Annotated in this window: 13 protein-coding genes and 1 pseudogene; all 14 read left to right on the top strand. The window is 73.2% G+C overall.

What is annotated here, in order from left to right; genetic code table 11:
• Window positions 1-365, top strand: a pseudogene (locus tag RMT89_RS37895) (hypothetical protein); the annotation flags it as partial.
• A gap of 166 nt (window positions 366-531) precedes the next feature.
• Window positions 532-1,428, top strand: coding sequence for an alpha/beta hydrolase (locus RMT89_RS37890; protein WP_315888314.1), 897 nt, complete (start codon window positions 532-534; stop codon window positions 1,426-1,428).
• A gap of 178 nt (window positions 1,429-1,606) precedes the next feature.
• Window positions 1,607-2,752, top strand: a complete 1,146-nt coding sequence (locus tag RMT89_RS37885) for an SDR family oxidoreductase (protein WP_315888313.1) — start codon at window positions 1,607-1,609, stop codon at window positions 2,750-2,752.
• A gap of 63 nt (window positions 2,753-2,815) precedes the next feature.
• On the top strand, window positions 2,816-3,097 hold the full coding sequence (locus RMT89_RS37880) for a hypothetical protein (protein WP_315888312.1): 282 nt from the start codon (window positions 2,816-2,818) through the stop codon (window positions 3,095-3,097).
• A complete protein-coding gene (locus tag RMT89_RS37875; RefSeq protein WP_315888311.1) occupies window positions 3,097-4,659 on the top strand; it encodes a class I adenylate-forming enzyme family protein in 1,563 nt (520 codons plus the stop codon). The genes RMT89_RS37880 and RMT89_RS37875 overlap by 1 nt, the downstream gene beginning before the upstream one ends.
• Window positions 4,656-5,660 (top strand): transglutaminase domain-containing protein, encoded by a 1,005-nt coding sequence (locus tag RMT89_RS37870; RefSeq protein WP_315888310.1) that lies wholly within the window; start codon window positions 4,656-4,658, stop codon window positions 5,658-5,660. Before RMT89_RS37875 ends, RMT89_RS37870 begins: the two co-directional genes overlap by 4 nt.
• A 67-nt stretch (window positions 5,661-5,727) precedes the next feature.
• A complete protein-coding gene (locus RMT89_RS37865; protein ID WP_315888309.1) occupies window positions 5,728-7,989 on the top strand; it encodes an MMPL family transporter in 2,262 nt (753 codons plus the stop codon).
• 104 nt (window positions 7,990-8,093) lie between these two features.
• Window positions 8,094-8,351: a phosphopantetheine-binding protein gene (locus RMT89_RS37860; protein ID WP_315888308.1), complete on the top strand. Its 258-nt coding sequence runs from the start codon at window positions 8,094-8,096 to the stop codon at window positions 8,349-8,351.
• Between the two features lie 5 nt (window positions 8,352-8,356).
• Window positions 8,357-9,898: an AMP-binding protein gene (locus RMT89_RS37855; RefSeq protein ID WP_315888307.1), complete on the top strand. Its 1,542-nt coding sequence runs from the start codon at window positions 8,357-8,359 to the stop codon at window positions 9,896-9,898.
• Between the two features lie 5 nt (window positions 9,899-9,903).
• Entirely contained in the window at window positions 9,904-11,508 is a 1,605-nt protein-coding gene (locus RMT89_RS37850; protein ID WP_315888315.1) for an FAD-dependent monooxygenase, read from the top strand.
• A 531-nt stretch (window positions 11,509-12,039) separates the two neighbouring features.
• Complete coding sequence (locus tag RMT89_RS37845) at window positions 12,040-14,247, top strand: anthranilate synthase component I (protein WP_315888306.1); 2,208 nt, start codon at window positions 12,040-12,042, stop codon at window positions 14,245-14,247.
• Window positions 14,244-15,038, top strand: coding sequence for a 4'-phosphopantetheinyl transferase superfamily protein (locus RMT89_RS37840; protein ID WP_315888305.1), 795 nt, complete (start codon window positions 14,244-14,246; stop codon window positions 15,036-15,038). The genes RMT89_RS37845 and RMT89_RS37840 overlap by 4 nt, the downstream gene beginning before the upstream one ends.
• Window positions 15,035-16,987: an FAD/NAD(P)-binding protein gene (locus RMT89_RS37835; protein WP_315888304.1), complete on the top strand. Its 1,953-nt coding sequence runs from the start codon at window positions 15,035-15,037 to the stop codon at window positions 16,985-16,987. The genes RMT89_RS37840 and RMT89_RS37835 overlap by 4 nt, the downstream gene beginning before the upstream one ends.
• Window positions 16,988-17,071: 84 nt before the next feature.
• On the top strand, window positions 17,072-18,550 hold the full coding sequence (pcaB, locus tag RMT89_RS37830; protein ID WP_315888303.1) for a 3-carboxy-cis,cis-muconate cycloisomerase: 1,479 nt from the start codon (window positions 17,072-17,074) through the stop codon (window positions 18,548-18,550).
• The last annotated feature ends 264 nt before the right edge of the window (window positions 18,551-18,814 follow it).

The following is an 18,814-nucleotide window of genomic DNA, read 5'->3' as shown; positions in this document are numbered from 1 at the left end:
CCGCCGTCCTCGCGCACGCGGCTGGTGGCTGCGCCGGCCGGACCGACTCCGCGTGGTCGGACGCGGGCCGGACCGACGCGGGCGGTCCCGACGCGGGCCGGACTGACACGGCCGGTCCCGAAGCCGGCCGGACCGCCGTCCTCGCGCACGCGGCTGGTGGCTGCGCCGGCCGGACCGACTCCGCGTGGTCGGACGCGGGCCGGACCGACACGGCCGGTCCCGAAGCCGGCCGGACCGACACGGCCGGTCCCGACGCCGGCCGACCGTACGTCGCCGGCGCCGTCCGCCGCGGGCTGCTCCCGGCCCGCCCGCACGGCCCGGTCCCCGGTCCGCCGAGGCGGCGCCCGGTGACTCCCGCCACATGACCCCTTTCCAGCCTTTCCCGATCGTCCGCACCAGCGCCCCGCACGACCCCCGAAAAACGGCTCTGACCAGCATGTTTTCCCGCTCTTGGACACGCCTTGGGCGGGTGTTGAACGGGCCGTCGGAGTCTGGACAGCGGCGACGGAACGAACCATCCAAGGAGACCCCATGACGGACCAGCAGTTCGGCCAGCTCGACGTCCGCTACCTCAACCACTCCGCGCTCGCCCTGCCCGGCGGCGGGGAGCTGTACTACGAGGACAGCGGCGAGGGCCCGGCGGTGACCCTGCTGAACAACTTCTACATCGTCAGCCCGATCTGGCGGAACTTCACCACCGAGCTGGCCAACGACTTCCGGCTCGTCCACTACGACCTGCGCAACCAGGGCGCCTCCAACCCGGGTCCCGAGCCGGTCCAGTTCATGGACCACGTCGAGGACGTGCGCCGGCTGCTGGACCACCTCGGCATCGAGAAGACCTACCTGGTCGGCACGTCCATATCCACCCTCATCGCCCGGGAGTTCGCGCTCAAGTACCCCGAGCGCGTGGCAGGGCTGGTCCTGGTGGGCCCGGCGTTCTCGCCCAACGGCACCCTGCGCCGCAAGCTGGTCAGCCGCTCCTGGCTCGCCAGCCTGGAGTCCGGCGGCACCCAGCAGCTGTTCGGCCACCTCTACCCGCTGGTCTTCCCGGACCAGATGATCCACGAGGGCGGCACCGCGGCCTACCTGGCGCTCAAGGACAACTTCCTGTCCCTGCTCTCCGTCGGCTCCATCCGCGAGAACCTGCTCGCCTCCCTGGAGATCGAGGACGACCCCGAGGAGCTCGCCCGCCTCGCCGCCCCGACGCTGATCATCAACGGCGACGGCGACTTCGCCTGGAGCGCGTCCGTCATCGAGGACGCCCTCAACCGCATCCCGGACAGCCGGGAGGTCACCCTCAAGCACGCCGGGCACGTGCCGTTCTTCGACGACCCACAGGGCTTCCAGAAGGCCGTCTCCGAGTTCGTACACGAGCTGGAGGCGCGACGCGCGGCCGAGACCGCCACCCCGGTCACCGGCGCCGCGTAGCAGGACGGGCGGGACGGGGGCGGCCGGGGCCCGGAGATCCCGGATCCGCCGGCCCCCCTCCGCGCCGCCCGCGCCGACGCAAGGTCATCCCGCCCGCACCCCCAACCCGACCCACCCGCTGCACCACCGCAGCACCACATCGACGCACACCACGTCCCGACGCTGGAGACAAGCACTCATGACAACACGTCTGTTGACCGGGGCCACCGGCTTCGTCGGCGGAGCCGTGGTCCTCGAACTCCTCGACAAGACCGACGACCCCGTCATCGCACTGGTCCGCGGCAAGGACGACTCCGAGGCCACGCAGCGCCTGCACAGGACGCTCTCGGAGATGGCGGACGGCTACGGCCGCTCCGACCTGCACCCGGAGATCCTGCGTCGGACCGTGGCCGTGCACGGCGACATGACCGTCGACGGCTGCGGAGCCGACCTGACCGCGCTGCCGCCCGTCGACGAGGTCTGGCACTGCGCCGCCTCGCTGCGCTACGAGGAGGAGTACCGCACCGAGATCGAGGCGCAGAACGTCCAGGGCACCGCCAACGTCCTCGACCTCGCCCGCAAGCTTGGCGCGCGCGCCTTCAACTACGTCTCCACCGCCTATGTCGCCGGCTCGCGCACCGACCTCATCGCCGAGGGCCCGGTGACCGACCAGTCGGTGGCCAACAACTGCTACGAGCAGACCAAGATGCGGGCCGAGGCCCTCGTCGAGGCGGCCGCCGGGGACATGCGGATCCGCATCCTGCGGCCCACCGTCGTCATCGGCCACAGCGTCACCCGGCACGGGCTGAACTGGTCGGGTCTGTACGGCTTCGCGCGTCAGGTGCTGGTCTTCAAGAAGACCGCCTCGCGCAAGCTCGGCACCTTCCTCTCGCACGCCCGGGTGCGGCTGCTCGCCGACCCCGACACCGTCGTCAACCTCGTACCGGTCGACATCGTCGCCCGCAACGCGGTCGCCATCTCGCTGTCGGACTCGCCGGAGACGTACTTCCACCTCGGCAACTCCGACGGCCCCAAGGTCCGCGACATGGTCACCCAGATCTTCGAGCTGATCGGCCTGCGCGAGCCGCTGTGGGTGGACGACCGGGACGGCTTCACCGCGATCGACGAGGCCCTCGACGGCGGCATGAACTTCTACCGCTCCTACCTGCGCTACGACAAGCGCTTCGACCTCACCCACACCGCCGCCGTCTGCGGCCCCGACGCCTCCTACGCGCCCACCGGCGAGCAGGAGATGGCCGAGTACCTCCTCTACTACCTGCGCACCCTGCGCGGCTTCCAGGAGAACAGCGGCAACGACCGCGTCGTCCACCCCGTCGCAGCCTGACCCGTCCGTCGACGACGAGAACCCCGAGCCTGCGTAACCCCGCGGGCCGCCACTGGAGGAGACATGTACGACAGCACGACGGTCGCGGAGCACCTGCGCGGCCTGCTGGAGAACGCGGTCGGCGCTCCGCTGCCGCTGGACGACCCGGCGGCCCGTGCGGCGTCGCTGTGGAACCTGGGACTCGCGTCGGCGGGCTTCATGCGCCTGCTCGCCGACGTCGAGGACGCCTTCGGCATCCAGTGGGACCTGGACGAGCCGACCGAGGCGTTCTCGTCCTACGACGCGCTGCTCGCCCACATCACCGAGCACATCGAGCGCCGTACGGCCAAGGCGGGGGGTGCGTGATGGCCCGCGTGAACCGCCGGCTCGCGCTGGCCACCGCCCCCGCCGAGGCCGCCCGCCGCCACGGCGCGGTGCCGATCCGCCTCGACCGCCCCCTCGACCTGTTCCCGCAGGCGGGCCGCCGCTTCGACTACGCCACCTTCGCCGACCTGGCCGAGGAGGCCGCGGCCCTGCTCTCCGGGGCAGGCGTCAAGGACGGTCAGCGCATCCTGATCGTCAAGCAGCCCAACTTCGACATACCCCTGCTCGCCTTCGCCTGCGCCCGGATCGGCGCCGTACCGGTGCTGGTGCACTCGGCCGTCGGCTTCCAGGCGCTCGGCGTCATGACCGAGCGCGCCGCCCCCACGGCCATCCTCACCGACGCCACCACGGAGGCGGCCGGCGTGCTGGACTCCGTCGACCCGTCGCTGCCGCGCTGGTACGTCGGGGAGCGCGGCGAGCACGGACTCTCCCTGCTGGACGCGGAGCGCGGCGACATCCCGCCCGCCGTCGTGCCCCGCGAGGACACCCCGCAGCTGGTCACCCACAGCTCGGGCACGACCGGGGTGCCCAAGCTGGTGCTGCACTCCGTGCACAGTTTCGCCGGGCACGCCCGTCCGCAGATCACTATCGGCAAGGTGCTGCGGGTGCGCGACCCCTACCTGATGTGCCTGTCGCCGGTGCACGCCCGCTGCATGTCCGGGATGCTCGCCATCCTCGCGCTCGGTCTGCCGCTGGGCTTCCTCACCGACACCGCCCCCGAGAACGCGGCCGAACTGCTCGCCGCGGTGCGCCCGGGCGTCGTGGAGACCGTCCCGAACGCCTTCATCCGCTGGGAGGAGGTGGCCGAGCGGCAGCCCGAACTGTTCGCGCAGACACGGCTGTTCGTCAGCTCCTTCGACGCCGCCCACCCCCGCACCATCCGCACCCTGCTCGGCGCGGCAAAGCCCGGCGCCCGCTACATGCAGGCGTACGGCCAGACCGAGACCGGACCCGTCACCGTCAAGTCCCACAAGCTCAAGAGCCGCTGTGACGACGGCCGTTGCGTCGGCCGTGGCGTTCTCGGCCACACCAAGATCCGCGTCCTCGACGACGAGGGCGACAAGGCCCCCAAGGGCACCCCCGGCCAGATCTTCGCCCGCTCCTCCGGAGTCACCCCGAGCTATCTCGGCTCCCCCGACCAGCGGGTCGACGGCTGGTGGGCGATGGGCGACTACGGCCTGGTCAGCGACCGCGGCTGTCTGCACCTGTTCGACCGTATCGTCGACCGGGGCAGCGGCGTGGAGAGCCTGCTGGCGGCCGAGGACGACATCCTCGAAGCGCTGCCGCAGCTCACCGAGGCCGTGATCATCCCGATGTCCGACGGGCCCGCGATCCCTCTGGTCGTCACCCGCGGCGACGCTCCGCTGGACCTCGCCGCCTGGCGCCGCGCGGTCGCCGGCCTGCCCGAGCTCGCCGCGCCGGTGCAGTGCCGCTGGGACGACATCCCGCACACGGCCACCTGGAAGGTCAAGCGACTGGAGGTGGCGCGCCGGCTGGCCGCGGGCGATCTGCCGGTGCCGGCGACGGCAGGGGAGGAACGATGACCCTGGCCCCGCCGCGCCGGACCACCACGGCGGCGGAACTCTGGCTGAACTGGCTCCCGGCGGTGGAACGCCTCGTCGCGGTGCCGGAGGAGTTCCGCGTCGCCCGGCTTTCCCACGAGGAGGCGGCCCGCGAACTCGCCATCGACGAGGCCGTCCTGGAGAACCTGGTCGGTGCCGGATTCCCCGCCGAGGACACCCCCGACGGGCTGCGCTACGACTACCACGACGTGATGAACCTCGGGCTGCGGTCCGGCCTCGGCCGCTCCCTGGCCGAGCTGGGCGAACGCCAGTGCATGCGGCTCGCGGCCGGGCAGCCCGAGCAGTGGCTGACCGAGCGCGTCACCCGGATCCGGCTCACCGCCACCTGCGACGCCGCCGGCTGCACCAGCTGCGTCACCACCCCGGTCCCCGCCGAACCCGCGCCCAAGCTGTACGAGGGCCGGCTGACGGAGTGGTCCAAGGAGGAGGGCAGGCCCGGTTCGATGCTGGCCACGGTCACCACCTGCGGCCACCGGGACGCCCCGCGCACCGAGACCGTCCGCCGTATCCACGACGACCTGCTCGACCGGCTCGTCTCCGGCGAGTACCAGTACGGCTGGGTCCCCGAGAGCCTCAGGGCCCGCCCGGCCACCGCGATCGAGCACCGCGCCGTGGACTGCGTCGTCGCCGCCTGGCAGATGCAGCGGTGGGCCGAGGAGGCGGGCGTCCGCGCCCGTACCCGCCGCGGCTTCCTGCTCGGTCTGGTCGGGGTCGAGCACGCCTGGACCGAGGTGTTCGAGGACGGCCGCTGGCTGCTCCTGGACCCCGTGCTGGCGTACCTCGGCTCCCGCCACCGCTCCACCCATCCCGAGTTCGCCGACTTCACCCGAGGCTCGGTGCACAACCGGCTCCTTGCCTGGGACCGGTCCGTCGACGAATCGCTGGCCGACCACGACTGCGTGGCCGGAGGACACGTCCGCGTCGACTGCCGCGGGCTCCCCGCCGCCCGTACCCCCGCCTGAGCGCACGGGCGGAGACATCCCCCCCATCGGGGCGTTGCCCCGCCCCGTCATTTCTGGAGGAATACCCATGTTCAACAAGCTGGCCGCCTTGGCGACCGGCCGCCGAAAGCTGGTTCTCTGGCTGGGACTGCTGTTCTGTGTCGTGGCCGGAGGACTGGGCGGCGCCGTCAACAGCAAGCTGTCCTCCGGTGGTTACGAGGTGCCCGACGCCCCGTCGACGCAGGCGAACGCGATCCTCAGCGAGAAGTTCGGCACCGGTGAGCCCAACCTCGTGCTGCTCGTGAAGACCCCGAAGGGAGCCGACGACCCGGACACCGCCGCCAAGGGCGCCGCGCTGACCGAGAAGCTCGGCGCCGAGGACGGCGTTCAGGAGGCCGCCTCCTACTGGACCCTGGACAAGGCGCCCTCGCTGAAGGCCGAGAAGTCCGACTCCGCCCTGGTCCTCGCCCACCTGGAGGGCAACGAGGACGAGGTCGACGACTACCTGGCCAAGCTGCGCCCGCACTACGAGGACGGCTTCGAGGGCCTGCAGATCCAGTTCGGCGGCCGCGCCGAGGCGTACGCCGAGATGAACGAGCAGACCCAGGAGGACCTCGCGCTCGCCGAGACCCTGGTGCTGCCGCTGACCCTGATCCTGCTGGTCTTCATCTTCCGCGGGGTCATCGCCGCCCTGCTGCCGCTGGCCGTCGGCATCGTCGCCATCATCGGCGCGCTCGGTGTGCTGCGGGTACTGGTGGAGCTGACCGATGTGTCGGTCTTCGCGATGAACCTCACCACCGGGCTCGGGCTCGGACTCGGTATCGACTACAGCCTGTTCGTGGTCAGCAGGTACCGGGAGGAGCTGAAGAAGGGCGTCGAGGTCAACGACGCCATCGCCACCAGCCTGCGCACCGCGGGCCGTACCGTCCTGTACTCGGCGATCACCGTGGCGCTCTCGCTGTCCGCGCTGCTGCTGTTCCCGATGTACTTCCTGCGCTCCTTCGCCTACGCCGGTATCGCGGTCGTCGCCTTCGCGGTGGTCGCCGCCCTGGTGCTGCTGCCGGCGCTGCTCGCGGTCATCGGCACCCGGATCAACAAGTGGTCCTGGAACCGCAGGAAGCCGGAGACGGCCGTCGAGAACGGCTTCTGGCACAAGCTCGCCACCCTGGTCATGCGCCGCCCGCTGCCGCTGGCCACCGGTGTCATCGTGATCCTGCTCCTCCTCGGCTCGCCGTTCCTCGGCATCAAGCTCAACCTCGCCGACGAACGCACCCTGCCCGCGGACGCCGAGGCACACCAGGTGGGCACGGTCCTCGTCGAGGACTACTCGGCCCGCGAGATGGAACCGCTCATGGTCGTCGCCGAGAACGCCGGTGACGCGTCCGCCCGCGAGACCAACGTCGCGGCCTACGCCGAGACGCTCTCCAAGCTCGACAACGTCGCCCGCGTCGACGCCCTGACCGGCTCCTACACGGACGGCAAGCAGATCGCCCCGGCCGGCGCGATCAACGAGCGCTACGAGAAGGGCGAGGGCACCTGGCTTTCGGTGATCCCGGAGGTCGGCTCCTACACCGACGAGGGCCAGGACCTGGTCGGCGACATCCGGGACACGAAGGCGCCGTTCGAGGACGTGAAGGTCGCGGGTACCGCCGCCTCCTTCAAGGACACGATGACCTCGCTGACCGACCGCATGCCGTGGGCGCTGCTGCTCATCGCCGTCTCCACGTTCGTGCTGCTGTTCCTGATGACGGGCAGCGTGCTGATGCCGGTGAAGGCCTTCGTGCTCAACCTGCTCAGCCTCACCGCCACCTTCGGCGCCATGGTCTGGGTCTTCCAGGACGGCAACCTGATGTGGCTGACCGGCGACTTCACCGTCACCGGCGGCATCGTGGCCACCACGCCGATCATGATGTTCTGCGTGGCCTTCGGCCTCTCCATGGACTACGAGGTCTTCCTGCTCTCCCGCATCAAGGAGGAGTACGACCGCAACGGCGACAACACCCGTGCCGTCGCCCTGGGCCTCCAGCGCACCGGTGGCCTGGTCACCGCGGCCGCCGCGCTGATCGCCTTGGTCTTCGCCTCCTTCCTGGTCTCCGGCATCACCTACATGAAGCTGCTCGGCCTCGGTCTCGCCCTGGCCGTGCTGATGGACGCCACGTTGGTGCGGGGCATCCTCGTCCCGGCCTTCATGCGGCTGGCCGGCCGCTACAACTGGTGGGCTCCGCGCCCGCTGACCCGGGTCTACGAGCGGTTCGGGCTGAGCGAAGCCGAGGACGACGCTGCCCCCGTGCACGCCGGCTCCGGCAAGTCGGTCGACCCCGGGCGTACGCCCGCAGACGTCGGTCGCTGACCCGGCCGCCGTAGGGAACCACCGGCGGGGCCCATGGCCACCCGGGCCCCGCCGGGCCTCCCTCTCCCCACACCCATCCAGACACGCATCCGAGGGGAACTCCCATGTCCGACCAGCTCACCCCGGGCCACGCGCTTCTGCTGGAGTTCGTCGACCTGCCCGAACTCCTCGACGGCATCGGCCGTGACGACGACCTGACGACGGCCGGGCTCAACTCCGGCGACCTGATCCGGCTCGCCCTCGCCATCGAGGAGCAGACCGGCAGCCCGCTCGACGACGACGAACTGACCGCGCTGCACACCGTCGAGGGCATCGACCAGGTGCTGACCGCGCGCGCCGCATCCGTGAGCGAGGCCCGCTGATGTGGATGGCCCACTTCGTCCGGCGGCACGCCGGACAGCGCCCCGACGCCCTGGCCCTCGCCGACGAGCGGCTCTCGCTCACCTGGCGCGAACTGGACGAACGTACCGACGCGTTGGCGGCCGCCCTGATCGACCGCGGGATCGGCCCCGGTGAGCGCCTCGTGGTCAGCTCGCCCAACCGGGTCGAGGTGCTGGAGCTGTACATCGCGGCCGGCAAGGCCGGGGCGATCGTCTGCCCCGTCAACCACTCCTTCCCGGCCCCCGAGGTCGAGCACGTCGTCTCCAACTCCGCCCCGCGCGGCGTGATCGCCGAGCAGGGCGTCCTGGACCGGCTCGGTGACGCGTTCGGCGACAGCTGGCGGCTCGCCCTGGACAGCCCCGCCTACGAGGAGCTGCTCGCCACCCCGCGCAGGCCGCTGCCGCTGCCGCACATGGACGACCTGTTCGCGATCCTGCACACCTCGGCCACCACCGGCCGGGCCAAGGGCGTCGCCGTCACCCACCGTTCGGTGTCGGCCTGCTACACGGCGCTCGCCGCCGAGGCCCGGTTCACCGCCGACGACGTGATGCTCAACCCGTGCCCGCTGTTCCACGGCTCCATGGTGATCGGCCTGGCCCTGCTCGCGGCCGGCGGAACCCTGGTCCTGCAGCGGGAGTTCGCCCCGCAGCGGTTCCTCGCCGAGGCCGAGCAGCGCGGCGCGACCCGTGCCTTCCTGGTGCCGTCCATGGTCCGCTTCGCGATGCGCACCAAGGCCTTCGACTCCACCGACCTGTCCACCCTGGTCGACGTCATGTTCGGCGGCGCCCCCATGCCGGAGGAGCTGCTGCGCGAGTCCCTGGAGCGCTTCCCCTGCCCGTTCCGCGGGATCTACGGCATCACCGAGGGCGGCGGCCCGATCGCCACGGTCGTCTTCGGCGGGGCCGAGGACCACGGCGCCGACGCAGCGGCCCGGGAGCTCCGGCTGCGCTCGGCCGGCCGGATGCTGCCCGGCTGTCACATCGAGGTGCAGGACAAGGAGGGCAAGGCGCTGCCGCCCGGCGAGATCGGCGAGGTCTGCGTCCGCGGCGACGGTCTGATGCGCGGCTACTGGCGCAACCCGAAGGCCACCGAGTCCGCCCTGCGCGACGGCTGGCTGCGCACCGGGGACCTCGGCTACTCCGACGCCGACGGCTACCTCTACCTGGTCGACCGGATCAACGACGTCCTCATCCGCGGCGGGCAGAACGTCTACCCGGCCGAGATCGAGCGGGTCCTCGGCGCCCAGCGCGGGGTCGCCGACGCGGCCGTCGTGGGCGCGCCCTCGGAGGAGTGGGGCGAGGTGCCGGTGGCCTTTGTCGTCGCCGAGGGCGAAGAGGTCACCGCGGCCGGTCTGGTGAAGGCCTGTGCCAGTGAACTCGCCAGCTACAAGCGGCCGGTGCGCATCGAGTTCGTGTCCGAGATCCCGCGCAGCGCGGCCGGCAAGATCCTGCGCCGCAAGTTGCGGGAGCGTTTCGCCGACGGCATGCCGGGCGCCGCCCCGGTGCCGCCCACGGACCGGGGAGCGTGAGCGGCATGCGAGTCGCCTGCATAGGCGCGGGCCCCGGCGGGCTCATGCTGGCCCTGCTGCTGCGCCGCCTCGGCGGCCACGAGGTCGATGTCTACGAACGCAGCCCGGCCGGTGCCACCTACGGCTTCGGCGTGGTCTTCTCCCGCTTCAGCCTGGCCCGGCTGCGCCGCGCCGCCCCCGACGTCGTCGCCGCCCTGCTGGAGCGCGGCGCCCGCTGGGACGACGTGGAGGTCCGCCGGGACGGGGAGGAGATCCGCTCCTCCGGGCACGGCTTCGCCGCGGTCGAGCGGCGCACCCTGCTCACCGCGCTGAACGAACTGGCCGAAGAGGCGGGCGCCCGCCTGCACTTCGAGACCGAGGCCGACGCCACCGAACTGCTCGGGCGCTACGACGTGGTCGTCGCCGCCGACGGCTCCGGCAGCCGCACGAGGAGTGCCTTCGCCGGGGAGTTCGGGGCGGAGGTCGTCCCCGGGCGGGGGCGGTACGCCTGGTTCGGGGTGGACCGTGCCTTCGACGCGATGACGTTCCTGTTCGCGGACAGTGCGTACGGTCCGGTCGGCGCCCATGTGTACCCCTACGGCCCGGACCGGTCGACGTTCCTGGTCGAGCTGGGTGAGGAGGCGTGGCAGCGGGCCGGTTTCACCGAGGGCGCCGGCAAGCCCCCGGGCTGGAACGACGAGCAGGCCATGGAGTTCTGCGCCGAGGTGTTCGCCGGGCATCTGCGCGGGGCGAAGCTGCTCGGCAACGGCTCGCGCTGGCTGACCTTCCCGCACATCTCCAGCGCCCGCTGGTCCACCGGTCGCCTGGTGGGCCTCGGTGACGCCGTCCACACCGCGCACTTCTCCGTCGGCTCGGGTACGACGCTGGCGCTGGAGGACGCGGTGGAGCTGGCGCGGCGGCTCTCCGAGCAGGACGACCTGGATGCGGCGCTGGCCGCGTACGAGTCGACCCGCCGCCCGATCGTGGAGTCGGTGCAGCAGGCCGCCTGGGCAAGCCTGCGCATGTGGTCGCACCCCGAGGAGCACCGCGCCCTGGACCCGGCCACGCTGATGCTGCGCCTGCTGACCCGCACGGGCCAGTCCGCGGCGGATGTGCTGCTGCGGCTCGATCCCCAACTCGCCAAGATCGGCGACGGGGTGACGGCGCTGCCCGAGGGTCCGCTGCCGAAGCTGGTGACCGAGGGTCCCGGCGACGCGCTGCTCCTGGCCCCCGGGGCGCGGCCGCCCGCGGGCCACGAGGGCCCCGTCCTGGTCGCGGCGGACGCCGACGCCGTACAGGAAGCCGGGCAGCGGCTGCGTGAGCTGCGGGCCGAACTACCCACCGCCGCCCTCGGGTTGCTGATCGAGGCACCGGCCCCGGCCGAGGAGCCCGTGGCCCGGGTCGTCGACGCGGTCGCCGCGCTCGCCAGGGCCGTACCGCTCGACGTCGTCGCCGTCGCACCCGGCGCCGGGCTCCCGGCCGCCGACCGCACCGCCCGCTCGGCCCTCGCCGAACGCCTGACGGCGACCGGAACGCACACCGCGTACGTCTGCCGCCCGAACGAACTGAGCCAGGGCTGGACCCACGTCCGCTCCGGCCGCGCCGCGGCGCTGTGGACGACCGGCACCTGACCGCACACCGCCACGTGGCCCGCCGGCACCGCCCCGCACGCCGCCAAGGCGAGGCCCGCCGGGACTCGACCCCGGACCGCCAAGGCGAGACCCGCCGGCACCGCCCCGCACGCCGCCACGGCGCGCCCCGCCGGGACTCGACCCCGGACCGCCAAGGCGAGACCCGCCGGCACCGCCCCGCACGCCGCCAAGGCGAGACCCGCCGGCACCGCCCCGCACGCCCCCGCCACAGGCCTCGGCCCGACCCGACCGCTTGCCGACCGGGACCCGACCGGCGCCCCCACCCCGACCGGCGCCCCCGCCCCGGCCAGGGCCTCCGCCCCGGCCCCGACAGCCCCGTACCCCGGCCTGCTCCGGGCGCGGGCCGACCGCCTGACCTGCCCCTGGGACACCCACCGTGCCCCGCCCCCGCCCCGGCCAGGGCCTCCGCCCCGGCCCCGACAGCCCCGTACCCCCGCCCGCTCCGGGCGCGCGGTCGATCGTCTTGCCAGCCCCCGGGTCACCACCGGGTTCGAGAAAGGAATTTGGGGGATGCCCCTGCTGGAAACCTCCCGGCCGCGCACCGGCCGGGCAGCCCCGTCCGGGCGGTGGACGACACCCGTCGGAGTCGAGGTCGTCCGCATCACCGAGATGCTCGGTTCCGCCGCCGCTCTCCGCACCGACCTGGAGGACACCCTCGACGAACGCCGCGGGATGATTCTGTTCCGCGGGCCGGACCGGGTCATCGGATACAGCGATCCACCGGTCGAGATCACCGCGACCGGCCCCGAGATACGGGCCACCGCGCTCAACGAGCGCGGCCGTGTCCTGCTTCCCGCCCTGCTGGCGCTGTTCTCCCACGCCATCGGACCCGGCGGGCGCGTCGAGGCCGACGGAGACACCCTGCGCGTGCGCGGCGGCGTCCCCGACGGGACCTTCGCCGAGGAGGACCGCACCCGGCAGGTCGGTGTGTTCGCCGTGGTCCGGGCCGTCGTCGAGGGACTGGCCGTTCACGATGATTCGCTGCTCGGGCTCTACGGCGCCTTCGGGTACGACCTGATCTTTCAGGTCGACCCGGTGAGCCTGAGCCAGCGCCGGGCCGCCGCCGATCGCGACATGGTGCTGCACCTGCCCGACACCGTCTACGAGCTCGACCTCAAGACCGACGAGGCGATCCGGCACGACTACGAGTTCCGCGTCGGCGCCTCCCGCACGGACGGCCTGGACCGCAGGACGCCGGCCCGCCGCTTCGTGCCCGCCGCCGACGCCCCCGAGAGGGACCACGCACCCGGCGAGTACGCGCGTGTGGTGGAGAAGGCCCGGCCGTTGTTCCGCTCCGGCGATCTTTTCGAAGTCGTCCCCAGCCAGTCCTTCCACCGGGTCGTCCAGCGCCCGCCGTCCCGCCTGTTCCGCACCCTGCGCGAGCGCAACCCCGCCCCGCACAGCCTGCTGATGAACCTCGCCCAGGACGAGTACCTGGTCGGCGCCTCACCGGAGATGTTCGTCCGGGTCACCCCGCGCCGCGTGTCCGGCGCCCTCGTCGAGACCTCCCCGATCAGCGGCACCATCGCCCGCGGCCGGGACGCCCTGGAGGACGCCGACCGCATCCGTACCCTGCTCAACTCGTCCAAGGACGAGCACGAGCTGACGATGTGCACGGACGTCGACCGCAACGACAAGTCCCGGGTCTGCCTGCCCGGCACCGTCCAGGTCACCGCCCGCCGCCGCATCGAGATGTACTCCACCCTCATCCACACCGTCGACCGCGTCGAGGGCGTGCTGCGGCCCGACCGGGACGCCCTCGACGCCTTCCTCGCCCACCTGTGGGCGGTCACCGTCACCGGGGCGCCCAAGCTGTCCGCGGTCGAGTTCATCGAACGGCACGAGCGCTCCCCGCGCCGCTGGTACGGGGGAGCGGTGGGCCGGATCGGATTCGACGGCGGCCTGGACACCGTCCTGACCCTGCGCACCATCCACCTGCACGACGGCGTGGCCACGGTCCGCGCCGGCGCCACCCTGCTGCACGACTCCACCCCCGAGGACGAGGAGCTGGAGACCGAGCTGAAGGCGAAGGCGCTGCTCGGCGTCCTGGACGAGCCCACGGCGGCCGTACCCCGGCTGACCGTGACGGAGGGACCCGGCACCGGCCGGCGGATCCTGCTCGTCGACCACCGCGACTCCTTCGTGCACTGCCTCGCGGGCTACCTGCGCGAGACCGGCGCCGAGGTCGGCACCTACCGCAGCGGCGGCCACCTCCCGCTGCTCGCCGAACAGCGGCCCGACCTGGTGGTCCTCTCGCCCGGCCCGGGCACCCCGTCCGACTTCGGCACCGCCGCCACGCTCGCCGAGGCCGAGCGGCTCGGCATCCCCGTGTTCGGCGTCTGCCTGGGCCTGCAGGGCATCGTCGAGTACCTCGGCGGCACCCTCGGCGTACTGCCCGAGCCGGTGCACGGCAAGCCGTCCCGGGTCCGGCGCACCGAGGCCGACTCGATGCTCCTCGACGGGCTGCCCAAGAGCTTCACCGTCGGCCGCTATCACTCGCTGTACGCCGACCCGGCCACGCTGCCCGGCTCCCTGCGGGTCACGGCGGCCACCGAGGACGGCAGGGTCGCGATGGCGGTGGAGGCGCCCGAACGGCAGCTCGCCGCGGTCCAGTTCCACCCCGAGTCGATCATGACGTACGCCGGGCGCACCGGCCGGCTCGTGGTGCACAACGCGGTCGCCCGTCTGACCCGTACCCCGATCGGAGCCCTGCGGTGAGCGCCCTGCTCCCGGCCCCGGCCCCGGCCCCGGCGCCGGTGAGCGGTGACCCCGAGCCCGTCGACCTGGCTGCCGTGGCGGCCCTGTTCGAGCCGCCCGTGATCGCCGCGCAGGCGCACACCGGCGAACTGGACTTCGCCCAACTGCCCCCTCCAGTCCAGGAGTTGCTGCGCGGCTACACCGCGCCGCTGCGCCGCGAGACCTTCACCGCGGGCAGGCTGGCCGCGGCCCGCGCCACGGCCGCGCTGACCGGTATGCCCCGGTGGCTGAGCGCCGACGCCCGCGGGGCGCCGAGCTGGCCGTACGGCGTGGCCGGCTCGCTCAGTCACACCAACCGGGTCGCCCTGTGCGTGACCGGACCCGACCACGGTGTCGGGCTCGGTATCGACATCGAACCCCTGGAGACGGGCGCGGAGTTGCTCTCGGCCGTGCACTACGTGTGCACGCCCGAGGAACGCGACCGGCTGCGCGACTGCCCCGATCCGGCCCGTGCCGTGCTCCGGCTGTTCTGCGTCAAGGAGGCCCTCTACAAGGCGCTGCCGCCCGACACCCAGGACGGCGTCTCCTTCCAGTCCGTGGACCTGGAGTGGGAGGAGCCGCCGGCCGGCCGGGACCCGGGCGAGCCGGTCCGGCTGCGCGTCGTACGCGGTCCGGTGCCCGGCACCACGGGCCGCTGCGCCGTCGTCGGCAGCCGCATGATCGCGGCGGTCGCCCTGCCCTGGCCGCCCGGAGAGAACGCCCTTGTTTCCCGTACCGAGTCCCGTATTCAGCAGGACGGACAGCAGACATGACCACCAGACAGCACACCGTGTGCGTGATCGGCGCGGGACCGCGGGGTCTCTCCGTGATCGAGCGGCTCTGCGCCGCCGCCCGTGCCGCCGCCCCCGACACCGCGATCGGCATCCATGTCGTCGACCCGCACGCGCCCGGCGCCGGCCAGGTCTGGCGCACCAGCCAGTCCGCACATCTGCTGATGAACACGGTGGCCGGACAGATCTCGGTGTTCACCGACGCCAGTGTCGAGCTGACCGGCCCGCTGGAACCCGGCCCCAGCCTGCACGCCTGGGCCGAGGCCCTGGTCGCCGGTGACATACCCGGGCACCACCCCGACCAGGTGCTCGCCGAGGCCCGGGCGCTGGGCCCCGACACCTACCCGACCCGGGCGTTCTACGGCCACTATCTGCGCTGGGCCTTCGACCGGACCGTCGCGGCCGCCCCGGAGGGTGTGACCGTGCGCTGGCACCGGGCCCGTGCCGTCGCCCTGGACGACGAGGCCCCGGCCCTGGCGACCGGTCATCCGCCCCGCCAGAAGGTCACCTTGGACGACGGCACCGTCCTGGAGCACCTGGACGCCGTGGTCCTCGCCCAGGGCCACCTGCCCGCCCGGCCCACGGCCGTGGAGGAGCAGTTCGCCGCGCTCGCCCGCGACTACGGCCACACCCACCTCGCCCCCTCCAACCCCGCCGACACCGACCTGGAGTGCATCCGCCCCGGCCAGCCGGTCCTGCTGCGCGGGCTCGGCCTGAACTTCTTCGACTACATGGCCCTCCTCACCACCGGCCGCGGCGGCAGCTTCACCCGCGTCTACGGCCGGCTGGTCTATCTGCCCTCCGGCCGCGAACCCCGTCTGTACGCGGGTTCCCGGCGCGGGGTGCCCTACCAGGCGCGCGGCGAGAACGAGAAGGGCCCGCACGGCCGGCACGTGCCGCTGCTGCTCACCCCGGCGCGGATCGCCCGGATGCGGGCCGCGCGCGGCTCGGGCGGCGCCGACTTCCTGCGGGACGTGTGGCCGCTGGTCGCCAAGGAGGTCGAGACGGTCTACTACCGGACGCTGCTCGTCTCGCGCGGCCGCGGGGACCGCGCCGAGGCCTTCCAGCGGGCCTTCCTCAGTGCGCTGCCGGGCACGTCCGCGGAGGAGACGGTGCTCGACGCGTACGAGATCGGGGAGAAGGACCGCTGGGACTGGGACCGGCTCTCCCAGCCGTACCAGGACCAGGAGTTCGGCAGCCCCGAGGACTTCACCGCCTGGCTTCTGGACCATCTTCGCCAGGACGTCGCCGAGGCCCGGGGCGGCAATGTCAGCGGACCGCTGAAGGCGGCGCTGGACGTGCTGCGCGACCTGCGCAACGAGATCCGGCTCGTCGTCGACCACGGCGGACTGCACGGCGACTCCCACCGTGAGCACCTGGACCGCTGGTACACCCCGCTGAACGCCTTCCTCTCCATCGGGCCGCCCGCGTCCCGGATCGAGGAGGCGGCCGCGCTGATCGAGGCGGGAGTGCTGCACATCGTCGGCCCCGATCTGCGCGTCGACGTCGACCGGCAGGGCTTCCACGCCCACTCGCCGCTGGTGCCGGGCTCCCGGATCAGTACCGAGGTGCTGATCGAGGCGCGGCTGCCCGACATCACGCTGAGCCGCACCGAGGACCCGCTGCTGCGGCACCTGCTGGACACCGGCCAGTGCGCCGCGCACCGGATCGCCACCCGCAACGGCACCTGGATCTACACGGAGGGCCTCGCGGTCACCCCCCGCCCGTTCCAGCTCCTGGACGCCGCCCGGCGCCCGCACCCCCGCCGGTACGCCTTCGGCGTGCCCACCGAGTCGGTCCACTGGGTGACGGCCGCGGGCATCCGCCCCGGCGTCAACTCGGTCACCCTGACCGACTCCGACGCCATCGCGCAGGCGGCGCTGGGGGCGGTGCTGGAACAGCGGGACAGTCTGCAGCGGACGGCGGCGTGACGCCCGGCCCGCGGCCCGTGCCCGGTGGCGTGGGCCGCGGGCGATCCGGGAGCCCCTGACCCATCACCGGAAGAGGACCACCGAATGACCATCCCACTCTCCCCGGAGCCTTCCTCCCTCGTGGACTCCGGACTGCTGTCCCCGGTGCGGGCGGGTACGCCCGTGGAGGCGGCGGTGTCCGACGCGGCCTGGCTGTCGGCCATGGTCGAGGCCGAGACCGCGCTCGTACGGGCGCAGGCCCGCCTGGGCACCGTGCCGGAGTCGGCGGCCCGGGCGATCGTGGCCGCGGCCGACCCCGACCGCCTCGACCTCGTCGCGCTCGCCCGCGCGGCCCGGGAGACGGCCAACCCCGTCGTCGGGTTCGTGAAGGCGCTGACGGCCGTGGTCGCCGCCGAGGACCCGGCCGCCGCCGAGTATGTGCACCGCGGCTCCACCAGCCAGGACATCCTGGACACGGCCACGATGCTGGTCGTCCGGCGGGCCGCCGGACTCATCCGCGCCGACCTGGACCGCTGCGTCGCCGCGCTGGAGCGTCTCGCCCGCACCCACCGGGCCACCCCGATGGCGGGCCGGACCCTCACCCTGCACGCCGTGCCCACCACCTTCGGCCTGAAGGCGGCGGGCTGGCTGCAGCTGGTGACCGAGGCCCGCCACCGCCTGGACGAACTGGCCGCGGCCCTGCCCGTCGAGCTCGGCGGCGCCGCCGGCACCCTCGCCGGCTATCTGGAGCACGCCGACACACCCGGCCACGACTACGCCGACCGTCTGGTCGAGGCGTACGCGCGGGAGACCGGCCTCGCCCCCGCCGCACTGCCCTGGCATGTGTTGCGGACACCCATAGCCGACACGGGCGCGGTGTGTGCCTACCTCACCTCCGCGCTGGGCAAGATCGCCGTCGACGTCCAGTCGATGGCCCGCACCGAGGTCGGTGAGGTCACCGAACCGGAGGTGGCCGGACGGGGCGCCTCCTCGGCCATGCCGCACAAGCGGAACCCCGTGCTCGCCACACTGATGCGCTCCGCCGCGCTCCAAGTGCCGCAGCTCGCCGCCGTGCTGTACGGCACGATGCTCGCGGAGGACGAGCGCTCGGGCGGCGCGTGGCACGCGGAGTGGGGGCCCCTGCGGGAGTGCCTGCGGCTGGCGGGCGGCTCGGCGCACACGGCGGCGGAACTGCTCGGCGGCCTCACGGTCGACGCCGAGCGCATGCGCGACAACCTCGGCCTGACGGGGGGACAGATCGTCTCCGAGCGGATCGCGGCCGTACTGACCCCGCTGCTCGGGAAGGCCGAGGCGCGCGCCCTGCTGACGCGTGCCTCACACGAGGCGGCGGACCGCGGGACAGGTCTCGGGGAGGTACTGGCAGCAGCTCCGGAGGTGACGGCGTGTCTGACACCGGAGGAACTGGGGGGCTTGCTGGATCCCGCCCAGTACCTGGGGGCGGCTCCGCGTCTGGTGGATTGCGCGGTGGGGGTCCCGGGGGCTCCGGACGGGGGTGAGCGGCTGGTGCCGGTCTCGGGCGCGGGCGGTCGCGCGGGGCGCGGGGGTGGTCGGTCGGCGGCATGAGTGCCGGCGGTGGTTGGAGGGCGTGCGAGCGGGAGCGGGGCGCGGATCTGGGCTGGGAGCCGGTCGCGGTCTTGGGCCCGGGTTGGGAGCCGGTCGCGGTCTTGGTGCCGGATCTGGGCCGGTAGCCGGTCGCGGTCTTGGGCCCGGGTCGGTAGCCGTCGCCGTCTTGGGCCCGGGTCGGTAGCCGGTCGCGGTCTTGGTGGCGGATCTGGGCTGGGAGTCGGATGCGGTCTTGGGCGCGGACCTGGGTCGGTAGCCGTCGCG

The organism is Streptomyces sp. P17, assembly GCF_032436805.1.
Classification (GTDB): domain Bacteria; phylum Actinomycetota; class Actinomycetes; order Streptomycetales; family Streptomycetaceae; genus Streptomyces.
This window is presented reverse-complemented; position numbering and strand designations above follow the sequence as displayed.

Excerpts from the sequence above, each read along its gene's own strand:
- RMT89_RS37835 (WP_315888304.1), top strand. The coding sequence starts at position 15,035 with ATGACCACCAGACAGCACACCGTGTGCGTGATCGGCGCGGGACCGCGG.
- RMT89_RS37885 (WP_315888313.1), top strand. The coding sequence starts at position 1,607 with ATGACAACACGTCTGTTGACCGGGGCCACCGGCTTCGTCGGCGGAGCC.
- RMT89_RS37875 (WP_315888311.1), top strand. The coding sequence starts at position 3,097 with ATGGCCCGCGTGAACCGCCGGCTCGCGCTGGCCACCGCCCCCGCCGAG.
- RMT89_RS37880 (WP_315888312.1), top strand. The coding sequence starts at position 2,816 with ATGTACGACAGCACGACGGTCGCGGAGCACCTGCGCGGCCTGCTGGAG.
- RMT89_RS37855 (WP_315888307.1), top strand. The coding sequence starts at position 8,357 with ATGGCCCACTTCGTCCGGCGGCACGCCGGACAGCGCCCCGACGCCCTG.
- RMT89_RS37870 (WP_315888310.1), top strand. The coding sequence starts at position 4,656 with ATGACCCTGGCCCCGCCGCGCCGGACCACCACGGCGGCGGAACTCTGG.
- RMT89_RS37860 (WP_315888308.1), top strand. The coding sequence starts at position 8,094 with ATGTCCGACCAGCTCACCCCGGGCCACGCGCTTCTGCTGGAGTTCGTC.
- RMT89_RS37890 (WP_315888314.1), top strand. The coding sequence starts at position 532 with ATGACGGACCAGCAGTTCGGCCAGCTCGACGTCCGCTACCTCAACCAC.
- RMT89_RS37865 (WP_315888309.1), top strand. The coding sequence starts at position 5,728 with ATGTTCAACAAGCTGGCCGCCTTGGCGACCGGCCGCCGAAAGCTGGTT.
- RMT89_RS37845 (WP_315888306.1), top strand. The coding sequence starts at position 12,040 with ATGCCCCTGCTGGAAACCTCCCGGCCGCGCACCGGCCGGGCAGCCCCG.
- RMT89_RS37850 (WP_315888315.1), top strand. The coding sequence starts at position 9,904 with ATGCGAGTCGCCTGCATAGGCGCGGGCCCCGGCGGGCTCATGCTGGCC.
- pcaB (WP_315888303.1), top strand. The coding sequence starts at position 17,072 with ATGACCATCCCACTCTCCCCGGAGCCTTCCTCCCTCGTGGACTCCGGA.